Origin of the sequence: Burkholderia sp. WAC0059 (genome assembly GCF_002870125.1) — a bacterium.
Taxonomy (GTDB): Bacteria; Pseudomonadota; Gammaproteobacteria; order Burkholderiales; family Burkholderiaceae; genus Paraburkholderia.
Genome location: NZ_PNEO01000024.1, coordinates 45860 through 69574, shown reverse-complemented (window position 1 = coordinate 69574; position 23715 = coordinate 45860). Strand labels below are relative to the sequence as shown.

The window sequence follows — 23715 nt, the reverse complement described above, 5'->3', positions numbered from 1 at the left end:
GTCTACTCATGAAGAAAACGCGCGTCCTGTTCGTTCTCGCGTGCGCGTTGATGGCGTGCGCGCCGGCGTGGGCCGGGTCGCAGCCGGAATCGCAGCCCGGGTCGCAGCCCGAATCGTGGTCCACGGCGCCGCTCAGGCTGCCGGACACGCCGTTCGTCTATTCGACCGACGGCAGCAGCATCGCCGACGCGCTGCAGGCGTTTTCCGACGCCGCGCACATTCCCGTGCAGATGCCGCTGCCGCTGCCGGGCCGCGTGGTCGGCCGCTTCGACCTGAGCCCGCGGCAGTTTCTCGACACGCTCTCGTCCTCCTACGGCCTCGTCTGGTATTACGACGGCGCGGCGCTGCAGGTCGAGCCGGCGAACGAGGAGCGCACGCTGGCGATCCGGCTCAACTACGCCACGGCCGGCGCCGTGCTCGCCGTGCTCAAGCGCGACGGGTTCGACGATCCGCGTTTTCCGCTCGACGCCGACGCCGGAGCCAACACGATCACGGCGACCGGGCCGTCGCGCTACATCCTGCGCGTGGGCGAGGCCGTCCGGCGCCTCGAGGACAGCGCGCGCGGCCAGGTGGCCACCGCCGTCAAGGTCGTGACGCTCCACGTCGCGCAGGCCGCCGATCAGACTTCGGTCGTCGGCGGCCAGACCGTGACGACGCTCGGCGTCGCCTCGCGCCTCGCGCAGCAGCTCCGGCAGGGCGTGCGGCTCGACGGGACGTCGCCGGCGCTCGTCGAGTACGACCCGCCGCTACCCGTCTTCGAGGCCGACGCGCAGACCAATTCGATCGTGATCCGGGACCGGCCCGGGCGTCTCGCGGGCGACACGCTGCTCGTCGCGCAGCTCGACCGGGCTCCGGAGCTGATCTCTATCGAGGCCCAGGTTTTCGACGTCGATGCCGACGCCTACGCGACGCTCGCGCCCGATGTGCCGCCGGACGCGCAGAGTGCGCAGAGCGGGGGCGGGGCGGCGGCCGGGCGGCCCGGCGTCGTCGTCGAGCCCGACGCCGCGCGCGTGCTGCTCGCGCGCCTCGACGCGCTCGAACGCGCGGGCCGGGCGCATCGGCGCATCGACCGGACCGCGCTGACGTTCGACCATTCGCCCACTGTCATCGACCGCCGCGAGGCGCAACTGGCCGGGCTCGCGCAGTCGGACGCGCGCGATCCGCGCGAGACGGGCGACGCCGGCGACGTCTCGCTCGACGTCACGCCGAGCGCGGCGGGCAATCCGGCCGGCTCGCGGATCGAGCTGCTCGCGAAGGTCGACGACGGTGCCATGGCGGCCGGCCATCATCGGGACGGGGACACGGCGGGGGATAAGCAGGCGGCGGCCCGGCCGGCCGCGAAAGCTTCCGTGGAGCCGGTCGCGGCGCACGCGGCCGACGCCCCGGGGCATGCGCCGGCCGCGGACGACATACCGGACCCCGCGTCGAGCATGCTGGACCTGGATGCGTTCGAGATGGACGACGCGAACGACGGCATGGATCGCACGGACGGCAAGGGCAAGGCGGGGCACACGGCCGGTCATGCCGATGGCGCCGCCGACACGCATTGGGCCGACGTGCGGGCGACGCTCTCGCCCGGCGACGGGCTCGTCGTCGTCAATCCGCCTTCGCGCGACGCGCTCGTGCCCGGCACCCGCCGTCTCGTTCTGCTGGTGCCGCGCGTCGCGAGCTGAACGGCGCGCGGCACCCCGCAGGACGGCGGCGCGCGCCGCCGGTTGCGGCTTCAGCTTTGCGCCATGGCCGATCCTATTCTCGATGCCAGGTCCGGTTCGGGATGCGCGTCCGGCATCGGCGCCAGATGGCGGCCGACGGCCGAGCGGAGCGCGGCGAGGGCTTCCGCATTGGACATGCCGAGGGTCCGCATGAGCTGGAAGGCCGGCTCGAGGTTGGGGTTCAGCGCTTTCGCCCCGCGGTAGAAATGCGTCAGCGCCTGCCTGCCCGCCGGGGCGTTCGGGGTTTGCCGGAAGTACAGGGCGCGCAGCCCGTCCTGATCGCCGGTTTCCCGGATGGCGCCCGTCACGAGCTCGGACGCGCGCTGGCTGACGAGATCGATCTCCTCCTTCTTCCGGCTCGTCGATTTGTTCTCGTTGATCTTTTCGAATTTCACGAAGGGCAGGAGACGGCTGACCGGTTGTCCGTCGACGCGCTGCTTCGCGGATGCGAACGCTCTTTGCCAGTCCTCGGGGGCGGCATCGGCCGGGCCCAACCGGCCCATCAAGTTTCTCGCCGTGTCGAGAATCTTCGCTTCCTTCTTGTCGCGGTAGTGCTGGGTGCGCGGGACGAGCGCGTCGAGGTCGTCGGGGCGGTTCCGGCCCGACGACCCGGCGATCGCGCCCAGCCCGAGGGCGGACAGCGCGCCCCGGTAAACGCTGCCCGCCAGATGCCGGGTTGTATCCTGAGCGTCGACGATGTGGCGGCCCACGAGGATGTCGCGCATGCGGTCGAGTTCGGCCGTCGATCGTCCGTCGCTACCGTGCCCGGCGATGGCGTTCGCGAGGGCGTGACGCGATTCGGAATCGGTCTGCTTCGCGATCTGCGCGAGGTTGCGGTGGCCGATCCGGATTCGCATCAGTTCCGCCTGATCCGGCTGATTCGCGAGATGTTCCCGGTAGTGTTTTTTCCGCAGACTGGCCGCGTCGGCCGGATGGCTGGCCGCTGGCGCGTTCGCGGCCTCGCGTTTGCGCAGGCGATTGCGAGCCCTCGGCAGGCCGGGAACGATCCGGCTCAGGCCCAGAGCCGCTGTGTAGGACGAGGCGTAAGGGTTGCCGGCCGGTTGGTGTGCCGAAGCCCCGGCAGGCTTCGGCACGGAAGGCGGGCTACCGACCTGCTTGCGCTCGACCTTCAATTCCGATGCCCGCTGCTCCGGCGTCGGCTTATACGGATACGCAAAGTTGGTCTTCGGGCCCCGGAAGTGTTGGAGCGGCCGAGGCGAGGGCTGGGCACCGACGTGCGCCGACGCCGACTGTTCCGCGGCGGACGAGCCGTCCGCTTCGTCGTGTGGGAGCGTCGGGCCGATGTGGCCCACGCCGTGCGAATGACCGATGGTACTCACGCAACTTCCTCCGCCGATTTTGCCTTTGCCACGCGCGCGGAGTCCCCGGCTCAACGAAACGACGGGAAACGACGATGCCGTGAGGAGCGTCCGGGTTGTGTCCGTCGCGCCGTTTCCGGATGGGAACTTCCGCATATGGCCTTGCCGGCAGCATAGCGAACCGCATGCCGGTCTCCGGACACGGAAGCGAACATTTCGACGGATTTGCGTACCGGCGCCGCGCATTTATCCCCGCGTATTTATCCCGCACGTGCGACGTATTGGTGCCGATGCGCGTCGGGTCGCGCGGCGGCGCGGGGCCCCTCTCAGCCCGGCGTCTGGAACGACAGGAAGTTGCGCAGCTCGGGCGTTTGCGGCGCGCCGAAAATCTGCTCCGGCGCGCCCGTCTCGTGCACCCGGCCCTGATGCATGAAGACGACGCGGTCGCTGACCTTGCGCGCGAAGTTCATCTCGTGCGTCACGATGATGAGCGTCGCGCCCTCGGCGGCCAGCTTCTCGATGACCTGAAGCACCTCGCCGACGAGTTCGGGGTCGAGCGCCGAGGTCATCTCGTCGCACAGGATGACCTCGGGATTCATGGCGAGCGCGCGGGCGATGGCGACGCGCTGCTGCTGCCCGCCCGAGAGCTGGTGCGGCCGGCTCTCGAACTTCTCGCCGAGGCCGACGCGCTCGAGCAGCTTCTGCGCGAGCCGGCGCGCCTCGGGTTTGGGCAGCTTGCGCACGAGCGTCGGCGCGAGCATGACGTTCTCGCCCGCGCTCATCGTCGGGAACAGGTTGAAGTGCTGGAACACCATGCCGACGTTCTGGCGCAGCTCGCGCATGGCTCGCGCGTCGCCGTGCCGCAAGGCCTGGCCGCCCACCGCGAGCGTGCCGTCCTCGAACGTCTCGAGTCCGTTGATGCAGCGCAGCAGCGTGCTCTTGCCCGAGCCGCTGCGCCCGATGATGCTGACCACCTCGCCGCGCTTCACGAACAGGTCGATGCCCTTGAGCACCTCGTTCTCGCCGAAGCGCTTCCTGAGCCCGCGGATTTCGACGAGGCTGGCCGTCCGGTGAGAGTCGTTCGTCTGGTTAGTGCCGTTCTGCATGGGTATTCCGGTCGGTCAATACTGAATCCTGGTTTTCTTTTCCAGCCACCGGCCCCAGAGCGAGCACGGAAAGCACAGCGCGAAATAGAGCAGCGCCACGACGCCGTAGACGAGAAAAGGCTCGTAGGTGACGTTGGCGATGATCTGGCCCGAGCGCGTCAGCTCGACGAAGCCGATCACCGAGGCGAGCGAGGTGTCTTTCACGATCTGCACGAGGAGGCCGACGGTCGGCGGAATCGACAGGCGCAGCGCCTGCGGCAGGATCACGTAGCGTAGCTGCTCGTAGAAGCCGAGCGCGAGGCTCGCCGACGCTTCCCACTGCCCCTTCGGAATCGACTCGACGCAACCGCGCCACGTCTCCGAGAGAAACGCGCTCGCGTAGAGCGTGAGGCAGATCGTGGCGGCGACGAGCGGCGAGGTCTCGATGCCGAAGAGCGCGAGCCCGAAGTAGGTGAGAAAGAGCTGCATGAGGAGCGGCGTGCCCTGGAAAAGCTGCACGTACCAGCCGACGACGCGCCCGAGCGAGCGCGGCCGCGCGATGCGCAGCACGAGCAGCAGGAGCCCGACCGCGGTGCCGCCGGCGAACGCGATGGCCGAGAGCGCCAGCGTCCAGGGCAGCGCCGCCAGCAGATTCCGGATCACATCCCAGGTGGAAAAATTGCTCATCCGATACGTTCCGGTTGGCGGGGCGCTCAGGCGCCGAAGACGAAGCGCGGGCCGAACCACTGCAGGAACCGCCGCAGCGCCGAGGCGAGGACGAGATAGCAGACGGTGACCACGATGTAGGACTCGAAATTGCGGAAGGTCTGGCCGGCGACGAAGTTCGCCGCGTAGGAGAGCTCGGCCGTCGAGATCTGGCTGCACAGGGCCGAGATCAGCATCATGATGACGAACTGGCTCGTGAGCGCCGGCCAGACGCGCGCCAGGGCCGCCGGGACGACGACGCGCGTGTAGATCTGCCAGCGGTCGAGCGCGAGCGACTGCGCCGCCTCGATCTGCCCGCGCGGCGTCGCCTCGATGCCGGCCCGGACGATCTCGCAGGCGTAGGCGCCGAGGTTCAGCGTCAGCGCGACGATGCTGGCGGTCAGGCTGCCCATGCGCAGGCCGAGCGCCGGCAGCCCGAAGTAGATGAAGAAAATCTGGATGAGGAACGGCGTGTTGCGCACGAACTCGACGTAGCAGGCCATGCCGAGGCGCAGCCATGCCCGGCCCTCGATGCGCGCCCAGGCGCAGGCGACGCCGAGCAGCGTGCCGAAAAAGCAGGAGACGAGCGTGAGCACGGTTGTGAGCCACAGCCCGCTCAGGAACAGCGGCCAGGCCGCGAACACGCTGGAGAAGTTCAGCATGGACATGGCGGCGTCCGGTGTGGGGAGGTCGGGAAGAGGACGTCGGCCGGCTTCATGTCGGGCCGCCGGCGTCGGCGAACAGGTCGCGCAGCGCGACGGGGCCGTCCAGTTGTTCGAGGCGCGCGAGCAGGTTCGCGGCGCGACGGTCCCCCAGCACGGGCGAGACGCAGGCGAGGAATTTCTGCGCGATTTCGTCGGCGGACAGCGGATCGGTCGCGCTGCCGCGCGCCTTGTCGCGAAACGCCTCGATCGGCGCGCCGTCGCGCCGCGTCAGGATCACGCGCGCGCCCTCGGGCGCGTACTCGCGCATGCCGGGCTTGTCCCAGATCGGGCTCGTCTGCATGCTCACGCGCGCCATTAGCGCGACGAGCGCCTCGTCGGCGAGGCTCGCCATGTCGAGACGCGAGAGATCGAACGACGGAAAACGCAGCGCCGCCGCGATCGCGAACGGCATGCTGAACTGCGCCTCGCGTACCGAATGCGGGCGGTCGTACTTGAGGTTGGCGCGGACGACGGGCGGCACGTCGCAGACGATCGACACGATGTCCGCGGCGTCGAGCCGGTGCGCCTCGACGAGTTCGAGCACGGCGTCCACGGCCGCGTGCGACGACAGGCAGACCGGAATGCGCTTCACGTCCGCGCCCGGGTCTTCCAGATACCAGTGCCGGCCGAGCACGGCGAGGCCAGCGTGCTCGAACGTGCCGCCGTTGAACAGGTTCGCGAAGCCGTTCGGCTCCTCGACGACGCGCGCCGGGCCGCTCGCGCCGCGCGCGGCGAGTTCGGCGCAGACCACGCCGGCCTCCGAGGCGCGGCCGGCGAGCAGCACCTTGGCGTCGGAGCCGAAGCAGGCCTTCATGCCGCCCGCGCCGGCGAGCGCGAGGCCGAAGGCGGTCTGCGCGCGCGCCGCGTCGAGGCCGAGCAGGCGCGCGGCCGCCATGCTCGCGCCGAGCGGGCCGAGCACCCCGGTCGTCCACCAGCCGCGCTCGTAGAGCGCGTTGCGCGTGGCCGCGCCGAACGCGTACTCGCACTCGGCGCCGATCGCGAACGCGGTGATCGCCTCGGCGCCGCTGGCCCCGACCTTCTGACCGACGGCCAGCGTCGCCGGCGCGATGACGGCCGAGCCGTGCACGAAGCCGGCGTAGCAGTTGTCGTCGAAATCGTAGGCGTGGGCCGCCGTGCCGTTCGCGAACGCGGCGGCCTGGGCCGAGAACGGCCGCGAGGCGCCGAACGCGGTGGACGCGCCCTGCGTGCCGCCTTCGAGGCAGAGCGCGCGCGCGAAGCCGGCGGCCTCGCTGCGCGAGCCGGCGATGGCGACGCCGATCGTGTCGATCAGGCAGGTTTGCGCGCGGGCGCGGATGGCCGGGGGAATGGCGTCGGCCGCCACGCCGGTCGCCCACTGCGCCACATGGGCGCTCGCGGTTGCTTCGACGGTCTGCATAGGGGAGGGTCCTGGTTCTATCGGGCCGCGCCGGCCTTGCCCGATCGGGCCTTTACTCGGGCAGATTCCCGGCCGGTGCGCCGAGCCACTGCTTCGAGAGCTGGTCCAGATAACCGTCGCTCTTCGCCTGACGGATGATGTCGTTGACCTTCGCGAGCAGTTGCGGCTCGTTCTTCGCGAGGCCCACGTAGCAGGGCGCGTTCGAGAGCACGACCTTCAGCGCCATGTCCACGCCGGGATGGCGCTGCTCGATGGCCGCGGCGACGGCGGTGCCGCTCGCGAACATCTGCGTCTGCCCGGACAGGAAGGCTTCCACGGTGCTGTTGTTGTCCTCGAAGCGCTTGACGACCGCGCCGGGCGCGAGGTGCTGCAACTCCTCGTCCTGCATCGAGCCGCGCGTGACGGCGATGACCTTGCCCGACAGCTCGGCGTAGTTGCTTGCCTGCAGGCTCTTGCTGCCGAACACGGCGTCGAAGAACGGCGAGTAGGCGATGCTGAAGTCGATGACCTGCGCGCGTTCGGGCGTCTTGCCGAGCGAGGAGATGGTCAGGTCGGTCTTGTCCGTCTGCAGGTAGGCGATGCGGTTCGGCGCCGTGACCGGCACGAGCTGGAGCTGCACGCCGAGCTTCTTCGCGATGAGCCTCGCCATGTCGATGTCGAGTCCCTTCGGCTGCATGTCGGAGCCGACGAAACCGAACGGCGGGTAGTCGGTCGGCACCGCGACGCGGATGACGTGGTGCGCCATGACGGCGCTCAGGTCGTCGGCGAAGGTGGGGGCGCTCGCCGCGGCCGTGACGAGACTGACGATACCCAGAACCAGCAGCTTGAATTTCATTTTTTGCATCCTCTCGATGAGATTGACCAGGTGATTGACCGGATATCAGGGTTTCACGTCACAAAAACGGACGCCGGCGAAGCATCGCGGCGTCCGGGCAAAACGCAGGACGGCGCGGACCGGTGGGCCCGCGCCGTGCCGGGTCCGTCCGCTCAGTCGGGAATGACGGCCGTCGCGTCGATTTCCACAAGATATTCCGTGCGCGCGAGCGCGCTGATGACGATGCCCGTCGAGACCGGAAAGACGCCCTTGAGCCAGCGGCCGACGACGCGATAGACCGCCTCGCGGTAGCGCGGATCGGTGATGTAGATGGTCAGCTTGCAGATGTGGTCGAGCTGGCTGCCGGACTCCCGGAGCAGCATGTCGATGTTCTTCATGGCCTGCTCGGCCTGGCCCGCGGCGTCGCCGATGGCGACGCACTCGGACGTGTCGAGATTCTGGCCGATCTGCCCGCGCAGAAAGACCATCGTGCCGCGCGCGACGACGGCCTGGCAGAGGTCGTTGTCGAGCTTCTGCTCGGGGTAGGTTTCGCGGGTGTTGAATTTCCGGATGCGGGTGTGAGCCATGGAAAGTACCGTCTGTCTGTCGTGTCGATTGATGGGTGAGTGAATGCCGGAAGTCCTACTTCCTGTCGAAGTAGCCGGCGCGGATCGCGCTGCCGATCAGGTTGACGATCAGGCGCCCGGCCGTCACGCAGGTCAGCTTCGCGGCGTTGTCCTTGGCCGGCTGGATCTCGACGATGTCCATGCCGACCACGCGGCCCTTGCGCACGAGCCCGTGGATCAGCTTGCGCGCCTGCACGAACGTGACGCCGCCCGGCGCGGGGCCGTCGACGGCGGGCATGACGGCCGCGTCCATGCCGTCGGCGTCGATGGTCAGGTAGTAGTTGCCGTTGTCGGGAATGCGGTCGAGCACGGCCTGCATGCCGATGTCGTGCAGCTCGTAAGCCGTGACGAGGTCCGCGCCCCAGCGGCGCGCGGCCTCGTATTCCTCGGTGCGGCCGCTGCCCTGCGCGCGCAGCCCGATCTGGACGATGTGCTTCACGTAGGGCAGCTCCGAGGCGCGGCGGATCGGGCTCGACAGCCCGTCGCGCACGCCGTTGACCTCGTCGCGCCAGTCGAGATGGGCGTCGACGTGCACGAGCGTGATCGGGCCGACCTCGTCGAGCGCGCGCAGCACGGGGTTGGTGATGCCGTGGTCGCCGCCGAGCACGATCGGCAGGCCGCCGCCGCGCAGGATCTGGCGCACGGCGATTTCGGCGCGGCGGTAGTGGTCGCCGGGCTTCGTCAGGTCGGGCAGCACGTCGCCGCAGTCGACGAAGCGGATGTCGGTGCGCCCCTGGAGCAGCGGGCCGTCGATGTCGAAGTCGTAGTGGTCGGGCGCGCGCACGATCCGGTCGGTCAGGTCGCGGATCGCCTGCGGCGCGTGCGTCTGGTCGTTGCCGAACGCGTGCGGGCCGTAGGCCGAGCCGAACGGAATGCCGAGAATCGCGATGTCGGCGGCGAAACGGTCGAAGTCCGTGACGAGGTCGGAGTAGAGCAGCGTCTTGTGCCCGGTGCGGGGGGCGACGGTCAGTGCTTCCATGCGCTGGGGGCCTCTCGGGAAAGCGGGGTGAAACGGGGATCGCGGCGCGCCGTCCGGGAGGGGGCGCGGCCGTTTTTCTGGACAGCCAGACTTTAAGAAGCCATTTTCCGAATAAAAAATGATTTTTTTGGCGGGATAGTCTTGGAAACCAAGACCTTTCAAGCCGGACAGAACATGCTCAAGCTGGACTTTGACGAACGGGATCTGCGCTCGCTGCGGGTGTTCTGCAACGCCGCGCAGGCCGGCGGTTTCGCGGCGGCCGAAAAGCGGCTCCTGATGTCGAAGGCGTCGATCAGCCGTCACGTGCGGCAGGTCGAGACGCGCCTCGGCGTGCGGCTGTGCGAGCGGGGGCCGGGCGGCTTCAGGCTGACGCCCGAAGGGACGGTGGCGCTGGACCTCGCGTCGAGCGCGCTGCGCGCGCTCGAGCGGATCCGCCCGGAAGTGGACGCGGTGCACGGCGTGCTGTCGGGCGCGCTCACGATCGGCATCGGCGAGCATACGCTGACGCATCCCCAGTGCCGGCTGCCCGAGGCGCTGCAGATCCTCCGGCAGCGGGCGCCGAACGTGCGGCCCGAGATCGTCGTGAACTCGTTCACGGCGCTGAACCAGGCGCTACTGGAGCAGCGCGTCGACATCGCTATTCGCGGCAAATATCGCGACGACGCCGAATTCAACTATCTGCCGCTCTATACGGAGACGCATCGCGTCTACGTGTCGGGGCACGTCGCGAACCGTCGCGCGAGCCGCGAGCTGCCGCTCGTCTATCGTTCGCATCCCTACGTAGAGCAGGCGCTGAGCAGCGGCCTTTATAAGCGCGGCCCGGACGCGGGCGGCCTCGACGCCATCGGGGCGCTCGTCGCGAGCGGGTCATACCAGGGCATCCTGCCGACCCACTATGGAAAGCTGCTGGAGAAGCGCTTCGCGCTGAAGCTGCAGCCCGACAGCCCCTCGTTCCAGCATGCCGGCTGCGCCGTGACCCAGGCGGCCCGGTCGCTCAGCCATCGTGCCGAGCTGTTTCTCGACATCCTGCGGGAGCTGCATCCGTTCGAGAACGGCCTCAGGATGGATTGACGCGCCCCGTGCGCGGCGAGGCGGCGGCCGGTTGTTTCGCGCGGCGTTCGTCGTCCGTTCGCCGGAGTCCCGGCGTCCGGACGCCCGGCGGGCGGGAGCGGATCGTCAGCGGGCGGCCCGGTGGCCGCGCCAGCCGAATTCGACGAACGTCCGGCACAGCGCTTCCATGCCGGCCGCGTCGGCGTCGTCGAAGCGCGCGAGATGCGGGCTGTCGACGTCCCAGACGCCGATCAGCGAGCCGTCGGCGGCGACGAGCGGCACGACGATTTCCGACTGCGAGGCCGAATCGCAGGCGATGTGGCCCGGAAACGCGTGCACGTCAGGGACGAGCTGGGTTTGCCGCGTGAGCGCGGCGGTCCCGCAGACGCCCTTGCCGGGCGCGATGCGCACGCAGGCGGGCTTGCCCTGAAACGGCCCGACGACGAGTTCGGCGCCGTCGAAAAAATAGAAGCCGGCCCAGTTCAGGCCGTCGAGCGAGTGGAACACCAGCGACGAGAAATTCGCGGCGTTCGCGATGCGGTCGGTTTCGTGTTCGACCAGCGCGCGCGCCTGCGCGACGAGCGTTTCGTAGAGGGCCGGTTTGGACGCGGGCAGCGCGTCGGAGAGCGTGAAGGTCATGCGGATCGATCCCAGGGGAGCATTGCGTACGGGCGGCGAAACCGTCTCGCCGGTGTCGCCGTCCGTCATGCTGCCACGATGCCGCGAAGGATGCTTGCCGCGCCGAAGGCGCCCCGGCCGCGCGGACCTTCGTATCGCAGCCGGGGCGAGCGCTTCAGCGGGTATGGAAGCGTTCGAGGAACGCGGCGAGCCGCGCGTTGTCGGGCCGGTCGAACAACTCGGCGGGCGGACCGCTGGCCGCAATCGTGCCGCCGTCCATGAAGCAGACGCGATCGGCGATCTCGCGTGCGAACGCCATCTCGTGCGTGACGAGGATCATCGTCATCCCGTCGCGCGCGAGGCCTGCCATCACCTGCAACACTTCGCCGACGAGTTCCGGGTCGAGCGCCGAGGTGGCCTCGTCGAAGAGCATGGCTTGCGGCTGCATCGCGAGCGCGCGCGCGATGGCGACGCGCTGGCGCTGGCCGCCCGAGAGGCGCGCCGGATAGCGGTCCGCCTTGTCGGCGAGGCCGACCTTTTCGAGCAGCGCGTGCGCGAGGTCGGTCGCCTCGCCGCGCGAAAGGCCCTTCACGTGCATCGGCGCCTCGATGACGTTGCCGAGCACCGTCATGTGCGGGTACAGGTTGAAGTGCTGGAACACCATGCCCATGTCGCGGCGCAATTGCGCCGCGCGGCGCGCGTCGACGCGGCCCGGCCGGCCGACGCGCGGGCGGAAGTCGAAGCGATGCTCGCCGACGGCGAGCCGTCCGGCTTCGGGCACTTCGAGCAGGTTCAGGCAGCGCAGCAGCGTCGACTTGCCCGAGCCGCTCGGCCCGATCAGCGCCACTACTTCGCCCTTGCGCACGTCGAACGACACGTCGCGCAGCACCGTGTTCGCGCCGAAGCTCTTCTCGAGATGCGAAGCGCTGATCATCACGGGGTCTTCGCGGCTCATGCGGCGTGCGCTCCGAGTTTGCGTTCGGCGTATTCGGCCAGCGTCGTGATCGGGAACAGCATCACGAAGTAGAGCACGGCGACCGTCGTGTAGACCTCGAGCGGACGGTACGTCTGCCCCGTGATCGTCGTGCCCTGGTACATCAGGTCGGCGACGGCGATGGTCGAGACGAGCGAGGTGTTCTTCAACTGCGTGACCGTCTGGTTGATGAACGACGGAATCATCACGCGCACGGCTTGGGGCAGCACGATCCGGCGAAACACCGTCAGCGGCATCATGCCGGTGGCGAAACCGGCTTCCCACTGGCCGCGATCGACCGCCGCGATGCCGCCGCGGAAGATCTCGGCGTAGAACGCGCCGGTGTAGAGCATCAGCGTGAGGAACGAGGCCTCGCCCGGGCTCAGCGACGCGCCGATCAGCACCGGCAGCGCGTAGTACATCCAGATGAGCTGCACGAGCAGCGGTGTGCAGCGGAACACTTCGATGTAGACGCGGAACGGCGCGGCGACGAGGCGGTTGCCGAAGGCGCGCGCGCAGCCGGCCGCGAGCCCGATGACGAGCCCGGTCGCGACCGTGCCGGCCGTGTAGAGCAGCGTGAGGACGAAACCCCGCAGGAACAGTGCCCGGTACGCAAAGACGGTCCCGAAGTCCCAGGAATAATGCATGGCGCGAGCCGGCTCAGAAGTGGACGTTGGAGGGGATGTCCGATTCCTTGATGCCCTGCTGCGCGAGGCCTTGCAGCATCCACGCGCGCGTGTTGCCGAGCGAGCGGTTGTAGTCGGCCCACACGCTCAGGAAGTCGCGCCAGCGGCGGTCCGGCTCGAGCCGCACGCCCATGTTGGTCGAGAGCGTCAGTTCCGGATGCGGGATCGACAGCGTGCCGAGCTGCGGGTTCTTCTTGAGCGCGCTGATGGCGAGCACCGTCAGCACGACGACGTAGTCGGCGCGGCCCGAGGTCAGGGCGAGGTACGCCTCGTCGCGCGTCTGGAAGCCGGTGATCGTCGAGTGCGGCAGGTAGTGGCGCGCGATCGTTTCGTGCGAGCTGCCGATATCGACCGCGACGCGCGCGCTCGGCTTGTTGATGTCCGCCCAGTTCTGGACCGGCGGCAGGCCCTTGCGGCCGATCACGGTGTACGACTGCATCAGGATCGGCGTCGTGAAGTCGATCGACATGGCGCGGGCCGGCGTCGGGTTCAGCGCGAAGGCGATGTCGACCTTGCCGCTTTGCAGGTCGAGCACCGAGTTGCCGTAGCTCGATTCGACGTAGATCACCTTCGCGCCGAAATTCGACGCGATGTCGTTCGACATTTCGATGCAGGCGCCGGACCAGTTGTTCGACACGAGGTCCTTGTGGAAGTACGGCTCCTCGCCCGTCAGCGCGGCGACGCGCAGCTCCTTCGACTGCTTGACCCGGTCGAACGTCGACGCGGGCGCACCCTGCGCATGCGCGCCCGTCACCGCCGCCAGCGCCGCGACGCCGGTGCCCGCGAGGACGGATTGCTTCAACAGTTCACGTCTTTTCATCTTCACGATCCCGTTAGTGGTCGGTCCGGCGCGGACGGTATCGACCCGGTCCACCCCGTGCGCCGTGTGCTTTCGGCCATATGGATACATAAATGTATCCATATGGCATGGTCGGAGTCCAATATGCGACTGTCAAGCGCTTTTTGCCGGCCGCCGGCTCGACCCGGGCATCGTGATGCGGCGCTCGCTTCGCGCCGGTTCGACCTCAGCGGAAGCGGCTCGCGGCGAACGGCGTCAGGTCGATCGACGGCTGCGCGCCGGACAGCAACTCGGCGACGATGCGACCTGTCGACGCCGCCGCCGTCAGCCCGACGTGCGCATGGCCGAACGCATAGACGGCGTTGCCGAAGCGCGAGGCGCGCCCGAGCACCGGCAGCGAATCCGGCGTGCTCGGCCGGAACCCGAGCCAGCGATGCTGGCCTTGCACGCGCTCGATGTCGGGCGTCAGCGCGGGATACATCCTCGCGAGCTGGCGTTCGAGCAGCGTGGCGCGAGCCCAGTTCGGCGGCGCGTCGAGCCCGGCGAGCTCGACGGTGCCGGCGCAGCGCAGGCGGCCGTCCATCGGCGTCGCGAAAATCTTTGCTTCCGACCAGAGCGTCGGGACGCGCGGGCCATGCGCCGCGTCCGGCACTTCGACGTGGTAGCCGCGCTCGGTGTCGAGCAGCACGCGGTCGCCCAGTTGCCGCGCGAGCGGCGCGGACCAGGCGCCGAGCGCGACGACGGCCCCGCGCACCGGCAGCACGCCGGCGGCGGTCACGACGCCCGTCACGCGGTCGCCGGCTGTCTCGAGGCCGCGCACGTCGGCGGTCTGGAACCGGCCGCCCGCGTCGATCACGTGCTGGGCCAGCCCCTTGACGAACGCGCCGGGGTCCGTGACGTGCCCGGTCTCGGCGATCCGCCGCGCGCGGATGAACTTCGGCGAGAGGTCGGGTTCGATCGCGCGCAATTCGTCGAGCGCGACGTCCTCGACGACGACGCCGTTGCGCGCGCGCAGCGCGGTCGCGCCGGCGTCGCCGGCATAGCCTTCCTCGGTCGTGTAGGCGACGAGATGGCCGTGCCGATGCAGCATCCGCTCGAGGCCCGCGTCGCGCACGAGCGGCGCGTAGTCGTCGAGACAGCGGCCGAACAGCGCGCGCAGCGCGCGGGCCTGGGCGTCGACCTTGTCCGGGCGGCTCGACGCGACGAAGCGCATGAGCCACGGCAGCATCCGCGGCACGTAGCCGAGGCGCAGCACGAGCGGCCCGTCCGGATCGAGGAGCCATTGCGGCACCTTCGCGAGCACGCCGGGCATTGCCGACGGTACGATCGACGAGCCGTTCAGGCAGCCGGCGTTGCCGTACGATGTCGCCTCGCCGGGCGGCTGCCGGTCGATCAGCAGCACCTGGTGGCCGGCGCGCTGCAGATAGGCGGCCGCGCAAACGCCGATGATGCCCGCGCCCAGCACGGCGATGGGCGCGTTGCTGTCAGACTGGGAGTTCGTGGTCATGGCCCCTCGTATTCGACGGTATCGGCGGGCGCGCGCACGGCGACGCCCTCTTCAGGTGGATTTTGTGTTTGTATACGATATCACATCCATAATTGGATACAATCTAGCATACCGATAGCCGGGATTGACAACGTCCAACCGCGCGGGATAGTTAGACTCGTGCCCCATACCGACAAGCCGCCGTATGCCAGCAGACCCGATCAAGCCCAGGAGTGCCGCCACGCGGACGAATCTCGCCGAAGAGGTGCTCGCGCGCCTGCGGGAAATGGCGATTCATTACGAGTTGAAGCCGGGCGAGCGGCTCAACGAGGTCGAGCTTGCCGAGCGCCTCGGCGTGAGCCGCACGCCGATTCGCGAGGCGCTGTACCGGCTCGAGCAGGAGGGCTTTCTCGTCGAATCGGGCCGCGGCTATAGCCGGCGGCCGCTCAGCGTCAAGGAGACGACCGAGCTCTACGAGGCGCGCTGCGCGATCGAATCCGAGTGCATCCGGCTCGCCATCGAGCGCGCGGACGACGAAACGCTCGAGGGCATCGGCACGTTTCTCGAGAACACGATCCGCAATTCGGCCGACATGCCGGCCCACGAACTCGTCGCGCTCGACGAGGCCTTCCACGAACGGATCGCGATGGCCGCGGACAACGCGGAGTTGCTGCGGCTGCTGCGCAATCTGAATGGGCGCATCCGCTTCATCCGCCGGATCGGGATGGAGATCATCGATCACCACACGCACGCCGAGCACCGCGCCATTTGCGCGTCGCTGCGGCGGCGCGACGCCGCCACGGCCGGGCGCCTGCTGCGCGAGCACATCGGCCAGCGTACCGACCAGATCGTCGAGTCGATCGCGACGGGCCTCGCGCGGATTTACCTCGGCGCGGCTTACGACAGCGCGAAGTCGTGACGGGCACGCGCGCCGCCGCGCGCGTCGAGCGGCGGTCGGAGCGGTCGTGCCGTCCCGCCGGGATCGCTTACCGGCCCGCGGCGGCCGGCTGAATCGCGTCGAGAAACTGCCGCAGCGACTGGCCGATGAAGTCGACCGTGGCCGGATCGTTCAGCTCGCCGTTCGCGACCTTCGCGCCGATCTGCGTGATCGCGATCTCGGGCAGCGGGACGAGGCGGCAGAGCATCGACGCGAGCGTCTCGCGCAACTGGTATTGAGCGCGCACGCCGCCGAGCGCGCCCGGCGACAGCGTCGCGAAAAAGACCGGCTTGCCCTGCATGCAACTGGCGAACGCCGGGCGCGACAGCCAGTCGAGCGTGTTCTTCAGCACGCCGGGCAGGCCGTGGTTGAACTCGGGCGTCACGATGACGACCGCGTCGCAGGCGAGAACGTGCGCGCGCGCGTCGGCGACGGCCTCGGGAAGGGTCTGGCGCTCGATGTCTTCGTTGTAATGCGGCAGCGCGCCGATATCGAGCGTTTCGACCCGCGTGCCCGCGGGCAGTGCGCGAACGATGGACTTGAGAACGAGGTGCGAATAGGACGCGGAACGCAGGCTGCCCGCGATGCCGACGATCTTGAGAGAAGTTGTCACACGAACTCCACGAGAAACGGCGCGGTCACGGCGACCGGCACGATCGGCGTATTATTCGAAAAATAACCCCGGTTTTCTTTCTCCATCCTGCCATTTTTTGATGCGCGGTTGCCATGTTTGATCCGGCCCCTCCGGCCCTCGAGGCCTCGGCGATCGACCATCGGGTCGGCGTCGAAATTGCCCGCCATGCCCACGACCGCGGCCAGCTTTCCCTCGTGCTGCGCGGCACGATGATGGTCACGAGCGAAGACGGGTGGTGGCTCATCCCGCCGGGACTGGCGTTCTGGGTGCCGCCCGACGTGGCGCACGGCGCGCGCTACAGCGAGTCGTCGTCGCTGCTCCATCTGCGTTTCGACGCGCGATTCGTCGCGAGCGTGCCGCGCCATTGCGATTCGATCGTCATGACCGACCTGTTGCGCGAACTCGCGCACGAGGCCGTGCGCATCGACGGGCAGACAGCACAGGCCGATACGCTCGCGCTGATCGCGCAGTTGGTCGTGCAGCAGATCCGCCAGCCGAAGCCCGGCCCCGGGCTTTTCGTGCCGCATGGGCGGGATCGCAGGCTTCAGCATGCCGTCGCCGAGTTGCGCCGGCACCCGGGCGACGACATCACGCTCGACGCGCTCGCCGCCCGCGCGCACACGAGTTCGCGCACGCTCGCGCGGCTCTTCGTCACCGAAACCGGCATGACGTTCGGCCGCTGGCGGGAGCACCTGCGCGTCGTGTGCGCGGTCGACCGGCTTGCGCGCGGACAGTCGATCACGCAAACGGCGCTCGAACTCGGCTACCGGAGCACGAGCAGCTTCACGACGCTCTTCACGCGCCTGCTCGGCATGCCGCCGCGCAAATACATGCTTCGCCTGATGGCGCGCGAAAAGCAGGCGTAGGCGCGTCGGGCCGGTTCAGCGAAAACGCGCGACCGAAAACGGCGCGAGATCGACGTCGCAGCGTCCTTCCACGAGCCATTGCGCGACCGCCTCGCCGATGCCGGCCGAGTGTTTGAACCCGTGTCCCGAGCAGGCCGACACGACGAGGACGCGATCCTTTTCCGGATGCCGGTCGATGATGAAGCCGCGATCGGGCGTGACCGTGTAGAGACAGGCGGCCGCCTTCGCCACCGTGGCCGTTACCCCGGCGAGACGGCCTTCGACGTGAGTCCGGTACATCCTCGCCGATTCGTCCGGCGTGACCGTGCGGTCCACCGAGAAGGGCGTCGTCGTCGAGTCGTATTGCTCGGTGGCGACCTTGAGGCGGTGGTCGCCGGGCGCCGGCGGGAAACCGTAGAAATAGTCGGTTTCCGTCTGGTCGTGCATCCAGATGAAGACCGGCGCACGGCTGCCGTAGGCGCTCGTGTCGTCCAGCGCGAACCAGTGCAGCAACTGGCGCGTGACCGTGAGCAGGCGGTCGAACGGCGCGCCGAGCAGATGAGCGCACCAACTGCCGGCCGAGACGACGACCCGATCGGCGACGATCGCGCCCCGCGCGGTGGAAATGCGCACGCCGCCGCCGTCCTGTTCGATTGCGAGGACTTCCGTGTCGGTTTCGATCGTGGCGCCGAGTTCCGCGGCGCGCTTCAACTGCGCGGCGACGCACGCTTCCGGCATGACGTAGCCGCCGCCGGGCTCGAAATAGGCGCGTTCGTTGCCGGAGAGCCCGACGAACTGCGGGAAGCGCCGCGCGACCTCGCGGCTGTCGAGAATTTCGTGCGGGATGCCGAACGCCTCGGCGCCCTCGATCGAGCGGGAGACGAAATCGGCCATGCCGTGGTGCAGGGCCTGGCTGTCCCGCGGCGACATGATGAGCGCGCCGCAGTCGACGAACAGCGTCTCGCCCGTGGCGGCTTCGAGTTCGCGCCAGATGCGGTGGGAGCGCGTGACGAACGGAATGTAGTCGAGCCCTTCGCCGACGGCCTGTCGCGTGATGCGCGTCTCGCCGTGGCTGGAGCCCTGCGTGTGGGGCGGCGCGTAGCGGTCGATGCCGATGGCGCGGACACCGCGGCTCGCCAGTTGATAGAGCGCCGCGCTGCCCATGGCGCCGAGGCCGACGACGGCGAAATCCACCCGGTTTTCCATGCGAATCCCCTTTCTTCTGTTCGATGATCGGTTTCGGGGAAAGGGTAGCGTTGAACGATATGGATGGCTATACCGGCGCGATAACCGGTATGCCGTCTTCCGCCAAAAGCCTCCTGCGCAGTTCTATACTCCGCCATCGACGCTCCATGGATAACGCTCGCGTGAGGCGCTATTGCTGAGGGTTCTTCCCGTAAGCGCGCGACAGTCGCTCGCCGATGCGCAGACCCCACGCATAGATCGTCAGCGAGGGATTCATCTTCGAGAGCCTCGGCAGCACGCTGCCGTCGACCACGTACAGATTTTCCATCCCATGCACACGACCTTCCGCATCCACCACGGAGGTGGCCGGATCGGCGCCGGCCGCGAGCGTGCCCGCACAATGCGCGAGACCGCTGAGCGGAATCGACTGCCTGAAGTTCAGGAGGCCCGCGGTGCGCAGTGCCCGACGAAAGCTCCGGCACATCGCCTCATGTTCGTCGCGCAACTCGGGCATCCGGTCGACGGCATAGTCCAGCGTGGGCAGTCCGCCAGGCGGCTCGGCTATCACCCGATTTTCCGCAATCGAGCTGTCTTCCGTCTGCAGGAAAAAGCCGTAGCTGTGCAGCGCAAATAGATCGCGGACGAACTTCGGCCACGCCCGCAGGACATAACGCACCGTTTCGACGTCGGCCCAGCCGCCCAGCGGCTGCACAGAGCTATGCGCGAAGGCGTCGCTGGTCCACAGCTGCGTCTTGCACAGACGGTCCTGCTTTCGCCGAACGCCGAAACCGATGACCGCGCTCAGAATGTGGCGCTTGAAGTTGCGCCCCACGCTCGCCGAGGCCGGCAGCCTGCCGGCAAGCCCGACCGCGTCGAAATAGCGTTGCAGCAGCCTTGGCGAATGCAGCGCACCGGCCGCCAGCAACACGGTACTCGCGCGAAACTCCCGGCCGTCCTTGCAGCGCACGCCGACAATCTGTGCCGGTGTGGCGCCCGGCAGCAGGCTATCGACTTCCGCGTTCTTGACCAGTGCGACGTTCGGCAAGGTCAGGATGGGGTCCAGCAAATGAAACCGTGCCTCGGACTTCCAGGTATCCGGCAGCGCGTAACCATCCCAGTGGGTCTCCTGAACCGGATCCTGGTGAATCGCGTTCGAGATTCCAAGCGGCATGGGCCGCGATTGCCAGCCATGGCGGCCGAAAGCGGGTGCCATCCGCGCGAGGTCCGGTTCGGCGTCGAACGTACGGACCTCCAGCAGCCGCTCGGCACGTTCGAAATACGGCGTCATTTCGGCGTATTCGAGCGGCCAGCCCGGCATGGACAAACGTGCGTCCGCGCCGAATTCCGCTTCGTCCGGGCGCAGCAGGGCCGCGCCGTACCATCGCGTCTTGCCGCCGACGTTGAAATGTTCCTCGGGCATGAAAACCCCGCCGTTGCGGTCCTTCCAGGGCTCCTTGCTGTTGAACTTGCCGGCCACCACGAGCGTGGCATCGTAAGTCGATCCGTCGGCCGGCAATTCGTCGCCCTTTTCCAGCATCAGGACACGGTGCCCCGCCCGTGCCAGCTCGAATGCGCTGGCGCTACCGCCCGCCCCGGTGCCGATTACGAGAAAGTCGAATACGTCTTCAGTACGACTCGCGGCCATCTGTATTGCCCTCTCAAAGTGAAGTCGAAACGCTTTCGCCTTCTCCGCCGGCATTCAACGACCGGCGGGCGTCTCCGGTTTCGGCACGACGAACGTCAATAACAGTGCCAGCGCCGGATACAGCACGGACGCGCGGTACAGCGCTTCGAATGACAGATGCGCACGCAGCGCCCCCAGCATGAACGAGCCCAGCCCGTTGCCGGCCATCAGCGCGGCGATCATCATCGCCGACGCAAAGGCAAGGTGCCGCGGAAAACGGCGCGTCGTCAACGCAACCGTCAGCGGGAAAAATGCCGAACAGCCGAGTCCCGCGAGCGCGAAAAGACCGATACCCGTCGCGGCCGAATCGACCGAAGGCAACAGCAGGAACGCGGCGGCCATCACGAGCGGCAGGAACCGCCAGACGGCCCGCTCGGGCAGCTTCAGGATCAGCAGCGACACCAGCAGACGGCCTCCGACCACGCCGGCCCAGAACGCCGACAGGCCGAGTGCCGCCACATCCGCCGGCAGATGGCGGTCCTCCTGCAGGTAGACGGATGCCCAGTTGCCGAACGTCCCCTCCGCAAACGAATAGGTCACGGCGATGATTGCCAGCAGCCAGAACGCCGCGGAACGCCACGGCGCGGTCTCCGCGTGCCGGGCCGCCGCGTCGTCGCGTGCGCCCGGGTCGAACCGCGCAACCAGCGTCAATGCCACGAGCGCCAGCGCCAGCATTCCTTGAGCCAGCGGATAAGCGTTAAAACCGGCATGCGCCAGCGTGAACTGCAACAGCATCGGCCCGAAGATCAGGCCGCTGCCATTGAAGCAGTGGATGCCGACCGTCGCAGCGCCGGTCCGGGTCGGAAAGAACAGGGCCGGGCAGCCGTTCATGGGCGAGCCCATGAAGCCGAACCCGAGGCCCATCGCTGTCGCCGCCGCCAGCAGCATCGGCAACGCCAGCGGGACGGGCACCGACTCCACACTCGCGAGACCCAGTTGCGAGAGCGCGTCGAACAATAACGCGATCCAGAGCAGCCGCTGCATGCCGAGGCGCTGCGCCACGGTCGAGCCGAGCAGCGCGCCGACAATCGTGGCGCCGACTTGCGGCAGGAAAACCAGCCCGTATTGCGCATCGCTGAGATGTTGCGCCATTCTCAGCGTCGGCCCGCTGGCCGCGAAGCTGACGAGCGCCAGCCCCTGCATCGCGGCGCCCAGATAAACGCTGGCGACCGCAAGCCATGCGGACGGACGGCTGCCCGGATCCCGGTGCGAGCCCTGGACGTTCGCCGCGGCCGTCATTGTTCGGGATAGATCCAGGGCAGACTGCCGACGGCGGCCGTCGTCGTCGTCCCGATCGCATATCCCGCATCGGGACCGGCGAGACAGGCCGCCGTCCCCGTCATGTCTTCCGGTTTGCCGGGACGCGCAGACGGAATGTTGCCGGGCAATCCGGCCGGCAACTCCGGGCCCGGGCGCAATTTCGTGTCGATCGGCGTTTTGATCGTGTCGGGCGCGACGTTATTGCCCCTGACGTTGAACCGCGCCAGTTCGACTGCGAGATTGCGCATCATCCTCCTCAACTCCCTTCGCTGGTGAAACGCGGAAACGACAGTTCCTCACACCGAACTCACATGGATCACGCGGCCGGGCCGGTCGGTGTCGAGCAGATGCCTGACGAAAGCCGAGGGAGCAAAAAGCGTTCCCGTGAGATTTTTCGACCGGTTTGCCGTGATGGCGGTACATGTCCGACCCCGTCGAGCCGGCGCGACGCGATCGTTTTGGCCGGTTCGACGAAACTGTAGGGAGGCAGGCAGGGAGACAGGCCGCGTTATTGCTGGGTTCCACCGCAATGGCACCCAGGCGACCCCTATGTCGGGAAGACGCGGGTCCGAGCCGCTCTGTATGCTACCAGGATGTGCGGATCGGCAGCGATTCATTGCACCAGAAAATGCCTACGCGACGCCTGCACGGCGCCGGAAATGAAAAAGGCCTGCAAACGAAATCGCTTGCAGGCCTTTGAATTTCCTGGTGGGGCGTGACAGATTCGAACTGTCGACCTACGGATTAAGAGTCCGCTGCTCTACCAACTGAGCTAACGCCCCGACAGATTGAAGATTATGAAGTATTTCCCGGATTTTGCCAAGCCCCCCGGCGTATTCGCCGGAAAACCCGGTAAAACGCTCCAATTACGGCGTTTCTGCCCGTAGCCAGCCAATGCCGGCGCCGCATGCGCCCGGCACTATTGCTTGCGTCGCCCGCCCTGCAACGCCTCGGGATTCGCGACGCTCGACGTGTCGCCGGCATCGAAGGCCAGGATGTTCCGGAACGCCGCGCTGAAATAGAGCTCGTAGCTTTCGTGCTCCACGTAACCGATGTGCGGCGTGCAGATCACGTTCTCCATGCGCAGCAGGCTATAGCCCTGCAGGATCGGCTCGTTCTCGTAGACGTCGATCGCGACTATGCCCGGCCGGTTGTGCGCAAGCGCGCCCAGCAGCGCGTTTTCCTCGATCAGTTCGGCGCGGCTCGTGTTGACCAGCAGCGAAGTCGGTTTCATGCGCAGCAGGTCTTCCTGCCTGACGATGCCGCGCGTGTCGTCGTTGAGCCGCAGATGCAGCGAGAGCACGTCGCTTTGTTCGAATAGCGCCTCGCGGCTTTCGGCGGCGCCGTAGCCGTCGGCGCGCGCGGCTTCGAGCGAGTGCTCGCGTCCCCACACCAGCACGTTCATCCCGAACGCCTTGCCGTAGCCGGCAATGAGCCGGCCGATCTTGCCGTAGCCCCAGATGCCGAGCGTTTGGCCGCGCAGGACGTAGCCGAGCCCGAAATTCGGCGGCATGGCCGAGGTTTTGAGCCCCGACTGTTGCCACGCGCCCTGCTTCAGGTTGGCCACGTACTGCGGGATGCGACGCTGCGCGGCCATGATGAGAGCCCAGGTCAGCTCGGCGGGCGCGACGGGAGAGCCCGAGCCTTCGAGCACGGCGATGCCGCGCTCGCTGCAGGCGGCGAGATCGATGTGGGTGCCTGCTTTGCCGGTCTGGCTGATCATGCGCAGATGCGGGAGTTTGTCGAGCAGTTGCGGGGTGATGCGCGTGCGTTCGCGGATCAGCACGAGTGCGTCGATTTCCGCAAGACGGCTCGCGAGTTGGCCGAGGCCGCGCACGGTGTTGTTGAAGACCTTGACTTCGTGGTCGGCCAGCAGCCGGAAACAGTCGAGCTTGCGGACAGCGTCTTGGTAGTCGTCCAGGATGGCGATTTTCATGGCTTCAGGGAATGGCGGGGCACGAGGTTGTTCAATGCGCGCTGGAATGATCAAGTGATGTCGCACCGGCGATCTGCACGGCGGGAATCCGGGCGATTCGGGCGCGTGGATCGGTTGGGTCTCGTTTTAGCAGTTTGCCGGGCCGAGAGGCAAGCCGCTTTACAGACAGTTGCGAAACCGCGGGCCGAGGGCTTGACGACGGGGGCGGCGTATCGGCGCGCGTGGCCGGATTCGCCCGGTTCGAGCGCCGGCTTTTGCCATTGGCCGCCCCGCTCACCATTG

At 68.0% G+C, this 23715-nt stretch carries 23 protein-coding genes and 1 tRNA gene; 4 read left to right on the top strand and 20 right to left on the bottom strand.

What is annotated here, in order from left to right; genetic code table 11:
- Positions 1–8 precede the first annotated feature (8 nt).
- Positions 9–1673: a secretin N-terminal domain-containing protein gene (locus CY652_RS21020; protein WP_102132654.1), complete on the top strand. Its 1665-nt coding sequence runs from the start codon at positions 9–11 to the stop codon at positions 1671–1673.
- 50 nt (positions 1674–1723) lie between these two features.
- Here CY652_RS21020 and CY652_RS21015 read toward each other — a convergent pair whose 3' ends face one another.
- From CY652_RS21015 to CY652_RS20980, 8 genes are all read right to left on the bottom strand, one after another.
- The gene (locus CY652_RS21015) at positions 1724–2845 is read right to left on the bottom strand and encodes a hypothetical protein (RefSeq protein ID WP_146010171.1); all 1122 of its coding nucleotides are present in this window, start codon (positions 2843–2845) and stop codon (positions 1724–1726) included.
- 512 nt (positions 2846–3357) lie between these two features.
- A complete protein-coding gene (locus CY652_RS21010; protein WP_102132652.1) occupies positions 3358–4137 on the bottom strand; it encodes an amino acid ABC transporter ATP-binding protein in 780 nt (259 codons plus the stop codon).
- A gap of 15 nt (positions 4138–4152) precedes the next feature.
- Entirely contained in the window at positions 4153–4803 is a 651-nt protein-coding gene (locus CY652_RS21005) for an amino acid ABC transporter permease (protein ID WP_102132651.1), read from the bottom strand.
- A 26-nt stretch (positions 4804–4829) separates the two neighbouring features.
- Complete coding sequence (locus CY652_RS21000) at positions 4830–5489, bottom strand: amino acid ABC transporter permease (protein WP_102132650.1); 660 nt, start codon at positions 5487–5489, stop codon at positions 4830–4832.
- A gap of 46 nt (positions 5490–5535) precedes the next feature.
- Positions 5536–6921, bottom strand: a complete 1386-nt coding sequence (locus tag CY652_RS20995) for an MmgE/PrpD family protein (RefSeq protein WP_102132649.1) — start codon at positions 6919–6921, stop codon at positions 5536–5538.
- Between the two features lie 52 nt (positions 6922–6973).
- A complete protein-coding gene (locus tag CY652_RS20990; protein ID WP_102132648.1) occupies positions 6974–7756 on the bottom strand; it encodes a transporter substrate-binding domain-containing protein in 783 nt (260 codons plus the stop codon).
- A 152-nt stretch (positions 7757–7908) separates the two neighbouring features.
- Positions 7909–8322: a RidA family protein gene (locus CY652_RS20985; protein WP_102132647.1), complete on the bottom strand. Its 414-nt coding sequence runs from the start codon at positions 8320–8322 to the stop codon at positions 7909–7911.
- Positions 8323–8377: 55 nt separating this feature from the next.
- Positions 8378–9340, bottom strand: a complete 963-nt coding sequence (locus tag CY652_RS20980; protein ID WP_102132646.1) for an agmatinase — start codon at positions 9338–9340, stop codon at positions 8378–8380.
- 174 nt (positions 9341–9514) lie between these two features.
- Here CY652_RS20980 and CY652_RS20975 point away from each other — a divergent pair, with 174 nt between their 5' ends.
- Complete coding sequence (locus CY652_RS20975; protein WP_102132664.1) at positions 9515–10411, top strand: LysR family transcriptional regulator; 897 nt, start codon at positions 9515–9517, stop codon at positions 10409–10411.
- 105 nt (positions 10412–10516) lie between these two features.
- Here the strand turns inward: CY652_RS20975 and CY652_RS20970 are convergent, their stop codons facing one another.
- From CY652_RS20970 to CY652_RS20950, 5 genes are all read right to left on the bottom strand, one after another.
- On the bottom strand, positions 10517–11029 hold the full coding sequence (locus CY652_RS20970) for a GAF domain-containing protein (RefSeq protein ID WP_102132663.1): 513 nt from the start codon (positions 11027–11029) through the stop codon (positions 10517–10519).
- A 154-nt stretch (positions 11030–11183) separates the two neighbouring features.
- A complete protein-coding gene (locus CY652_RS20965) occupies positions 11184–11963 on the bottom strand; it encodes an amino acid ABC transporter ATP-binding protein (RefSeq protein ID WP_102132645.1) in 780 nt (259 codons plus the stop codon).
- Positions 11960–12628: an amino acid ABC transporter permease gene (locus CY652_RS20960; protein ID WP_102132644.1), complete on the bottom strand. Its 669-nt coding sequence runs from the start codon at positions 12626–12628 to the stop codon at positions 11960–11962. The genes CY652_RS20965 and CY652_RS20960 overlap by 4 nt, the downstream gene beginning before the upstream one ends.
- A gap of 13 nt (positions 12629–12641) precedes the next feature.
- On the bottom strand, positions 12642–13487 hold the full coding sequence (locus CY652_RS20955; RefSeq protein WP_102132662.1) for a transporter substrate-binding domain-containing protein: 846 nt from the start codon (positions 13485–13487) through the stop codon (positions 12642–12644).
- A gap of 205 nt (positions 13488–13692) precedes the next feature.
- Complete coding sequence (locus tag CY652_RS20950) at positions 13693–14973, bottom strand: NAD(P)/FAD-dependent oxidoreductase (protein ID WP_102132643.1); 1281 nt, start codon at positions 14971–14973, stop codon at positions 13693–13695.
- Positions 14974–15157: 184 nt separating this feature from the next.
- On the opposite strand from CY652_RS20950, the gene CY652_RS20945 reads away from it, so the two are divergent.
- Positions 15158–15871 carry a GntR family transcriptional regulator gene (locus CY652_RS20945; RefSeq protein WP_102132642.1) on the top strand — a complete coding sequence of 238 codons (714 nt, stop codon included), beginning with the start codon at positions 15158–15160 and terminating at the stop codon, positions 15869–15871.
- Positions 15872–15938: 67 nt separating this feature from the next.
- Here CY652_RS20945 and CY652_RS20940 read toward each other — a convergent pair whose 3' ends face one another.
- The gene (locus CY652_RS20940; RefSeq protein ID WP_102132641.1) at positions 15939–16502 is read right to left on the bottom strand and encodes an NADPH-dependent FMN reductase; all 564 of its coding nucleotides are present in this window, start codon (positions 16500–16502) and stop codon (positions 15939–15941) included.
- Positions 16503–16615: 113 nt separating this feature from the next.
- Here CY652_RS20940 and CY652_RS20935 point away from each other — a divergent pair, with 113 nt between their 5' ends.
- The gene (locus tag CY652_RS20935) at positions 16616–17389 is read left to right on the top strand and encodes an AraC family transcriptional regulator (protein WP_102132640.1); all 774 of its coding nucleotides are present in this window, start codon (positions 16616–16618) and stop codon (positions 17387–17389) included.
- A 15-nt stretch (positions 17390–17404) separates the two neighbouring features.
- Here CY652_RS20935 and solA read toward each other — a convergent pair whose 3' ends face one another.
- From solA to CY652_RS20905, 6 genes are all read right to left on the bottom strand, one after another.
- Positions 17405–18574, bottom strand: a complete 1170-nt coding sequence (solA, locus tag CY652_RS20930) for an N-methyl-L-tryptophan oxidase (RefSeq protein WP_102132639.1) — start codon at positions 18572–18574, stop codon at positions 17405–17407.
- 169 nt (positions 18575–18743) lie between these two features.
- Positions 18744–20198, bottom strand: coding sequence for an FAD-dependent oxidoreductase (locus tag CY652_RS20925; RefSeq protein ID WP_180970709.1), 1455 nt, complete (start codon positions 20196–20198; stop codon positions 18744–18746).
- 54 nt (positions 20199–20252) lie between these two features.
- Positions 20253–21476 carry an MFS transporter gene (locus tag CY652_RS20920; protein ID WP_102132637.1) on the bottom strand — a complete coding sequence of 408 codons (1224 nt, stop codon included), beginning with the start codon at positions 21474–21476 and terminating at the stop codon, positions 20253–20255.
- The gene (locus tag CY652_RS20915) at positions 21473–21748 is read right to left on the bottom strand and encodes an SDR family oxidoreductase (RefSeq protein WP_102132636.1); all 276 of its coding nucleotides are present in this window, start codon (positions 21746–21748) and stop codon (positions 21473–21475) included. Before CY652_RS20915 ends, CY652_RS20920 begins: the two co-directional genes overlap by 4 nt.
- A 455-nt stretch (positions 21749–22203) precedes the next feature.
- A tRNA-Lys gene (locus tag CY652_RS20910) sits at positions 22204–22279 on the bottom strand.
- Between the two features lie 137 nt (positions 22280–22416).
- Complete coding sequence (locus CY652_RS20905; protein WP_102132635.1) at positions 22417–23433, bottom strand: D-2-hydroxyacid dehydrogenase family protein; 1017 nt, start codon at positions 23431–23433, stop codon at positions 22417–22419.
- Positions 23434–23715: the final 282 nt, after the last annotated feature.

What these genes read in the sequence shown, in the direction of transcription:
- CY652_RS20980 (WP_102132646.1), bottom strand. Translation starts at nt 9,340, where the DNA reads ATGGAAGCACTGACCGTCGCCCCCCGCACCGGGCACAAGACGCTGCTC.
- CY652_RS20920 (WP_102132637.1), bottom strand. Translation starts at nt 21,476, where the DNA reads ATGACGGCCGCGGCGAACGTCCAGGGCTCGCACCGGGATCCGGGCAGC.
- CY652_RS21010 (WP_102132652.1), bottom strand. Translation starts at nt 4,137, where the DNA reads ATGCAGAACGGCACTAACCAGACGAACGACTCTCACCGGACGGCCAGC.
- CY652_RS20995 (WP_102132649.1), bottom strand. Translation starts at nt 6,921, where the DNA reads ATGCAGACCGTCGAAGCAACCGCGAGCGCCCATGTGGCGCAGTGGGCG.
- CY652_RS20985 (WP_102132647.1), bottom strand. Translation starts at nt 8,322, where the DNA reads ATGGCTCACACCCGCATCCGGAAATTCAACACCCGCGAAACCTACCCC.
- CY652_RS20905 (WP_102132635.1), bottom strand. Translation starts at nt 23,433, where the DNA reads ATGAAAATCGCCATCCTGGACGACTACCAAGACGCTGTCCGCAAGCTC.
- CY652_RS20945 (WP_102132642.1), top strand. Translation starts at nt 15,158, where the DNA reads ATGCCAGCAGACCCGATCAAGCCCAGGAGTGCCGCCACGCGGACGAAT.
- CY652_RS20975 (WP_102132664.1), top strand. Translation starts at nt 9,515, where the DNA reads ATGCTCAAGCTGGACTTTGACGAACGGGATCTGCGCTCGCTGCGGGTG.
- CY652_RS21020 (WP_102132654.1), top strand. Translation starts at nt 9, where the DNA reads ATGAAGAAAACGCGCGTCCTGTTCGTTCTCGCGTGCGCGTTGATGGCG.
- CY652_RS20915 (WP_102132636.1), bottom strand. Translation starts at nt 21,748, where the DNA reads ATGATGCGCAATCTCGCAGTCGAACTGGCGCGGTTCAACGTCAGGGGC.
- CY652_RS20970 (WP_102132663.1), bottom strand. Translation starts at nt 11,029, where the DNA reads ATGACCTTCACGCTCTCCGACGCGCTGCCCGCGTCCAAACCGGCCCTC.
- CY652_RS20950 (WP_102132643.1), bottom strand. Translation starts at nt 14,973, where the DNA reads ATGACCACGAACTCCCAGTCTGACAGCAACGCGCCCATCGCCGTGCTG.
- CY652_RS21000 (WP_102132650.1), bottom strand. Translation starts at nt 5,489, where the DNA reads ATGTCCATGCTGAACTTCTCCAGCGTGTTCGCGGCCTGGCCGCTGTTC.
- CY652_RS20960 (WP_102132644.1), bottom strand. Translation starts at nt 12,628, where the DNA reads ATGCATTATTCCTGGGACTTCGGGACCGTCTTTGCGTACCGGGCACTG.
- CY652_RS20925 (WP_180970709.1), bottom strand. Translation starts at nt 20,198, where the DNA reads ATGGCCGCGAGTCGTACTGAAGACGTATTCGACTTTCTCGTAATCGGC.
- CY652_RS20990 (WP_102132648.1), bottom strand. Translation starts at nt 7,756, where the DNA reads ATGAAATTCAAGCTGCTGGTTCTGGGTATCGTCAGTCTCGTCACGGCC.
- CY652_RS21005 (WP_102132651.1), bottom strand. Translation starts at nt 4,803, where the DNA reads ATGAGCAATTTTTCCACCTGGGATGTGATCCGGAATCTGCTGGCGGCG.
- solA (WP_102132639.1), bottom strand. Translation starts at nt 18,574, where the DNA reads ATGGAAAACCGGGTGGATTTCGCCGTCGTCGGCCTCGGCGCCATGGGC.
- CY652_RS20955 (WP_102132662.1), bottom strand. Translation starts at nt 13,487, where the DNA reads ATGAAAAGACGTGAACTGTTGAAGCAATCCGTCCTCGCGGGCACCGGC.
- CY652_RS20965 (WP_102132645.1), bottom strand. Translation starts at nt 11,963, where the DNA reads ATGAGCCGCGAAGACCCCGTGATGATCAGCGCTTCGCATCTCGAGAAG.
- CY652_RS20935 (WP_102132640.1), top strand. Translation starts at nt 16,616, where the DNA reads ATGTTTGATCCGGCCCCTCCGGCCCTCGAGGCCTCGGCGATCGACCAT.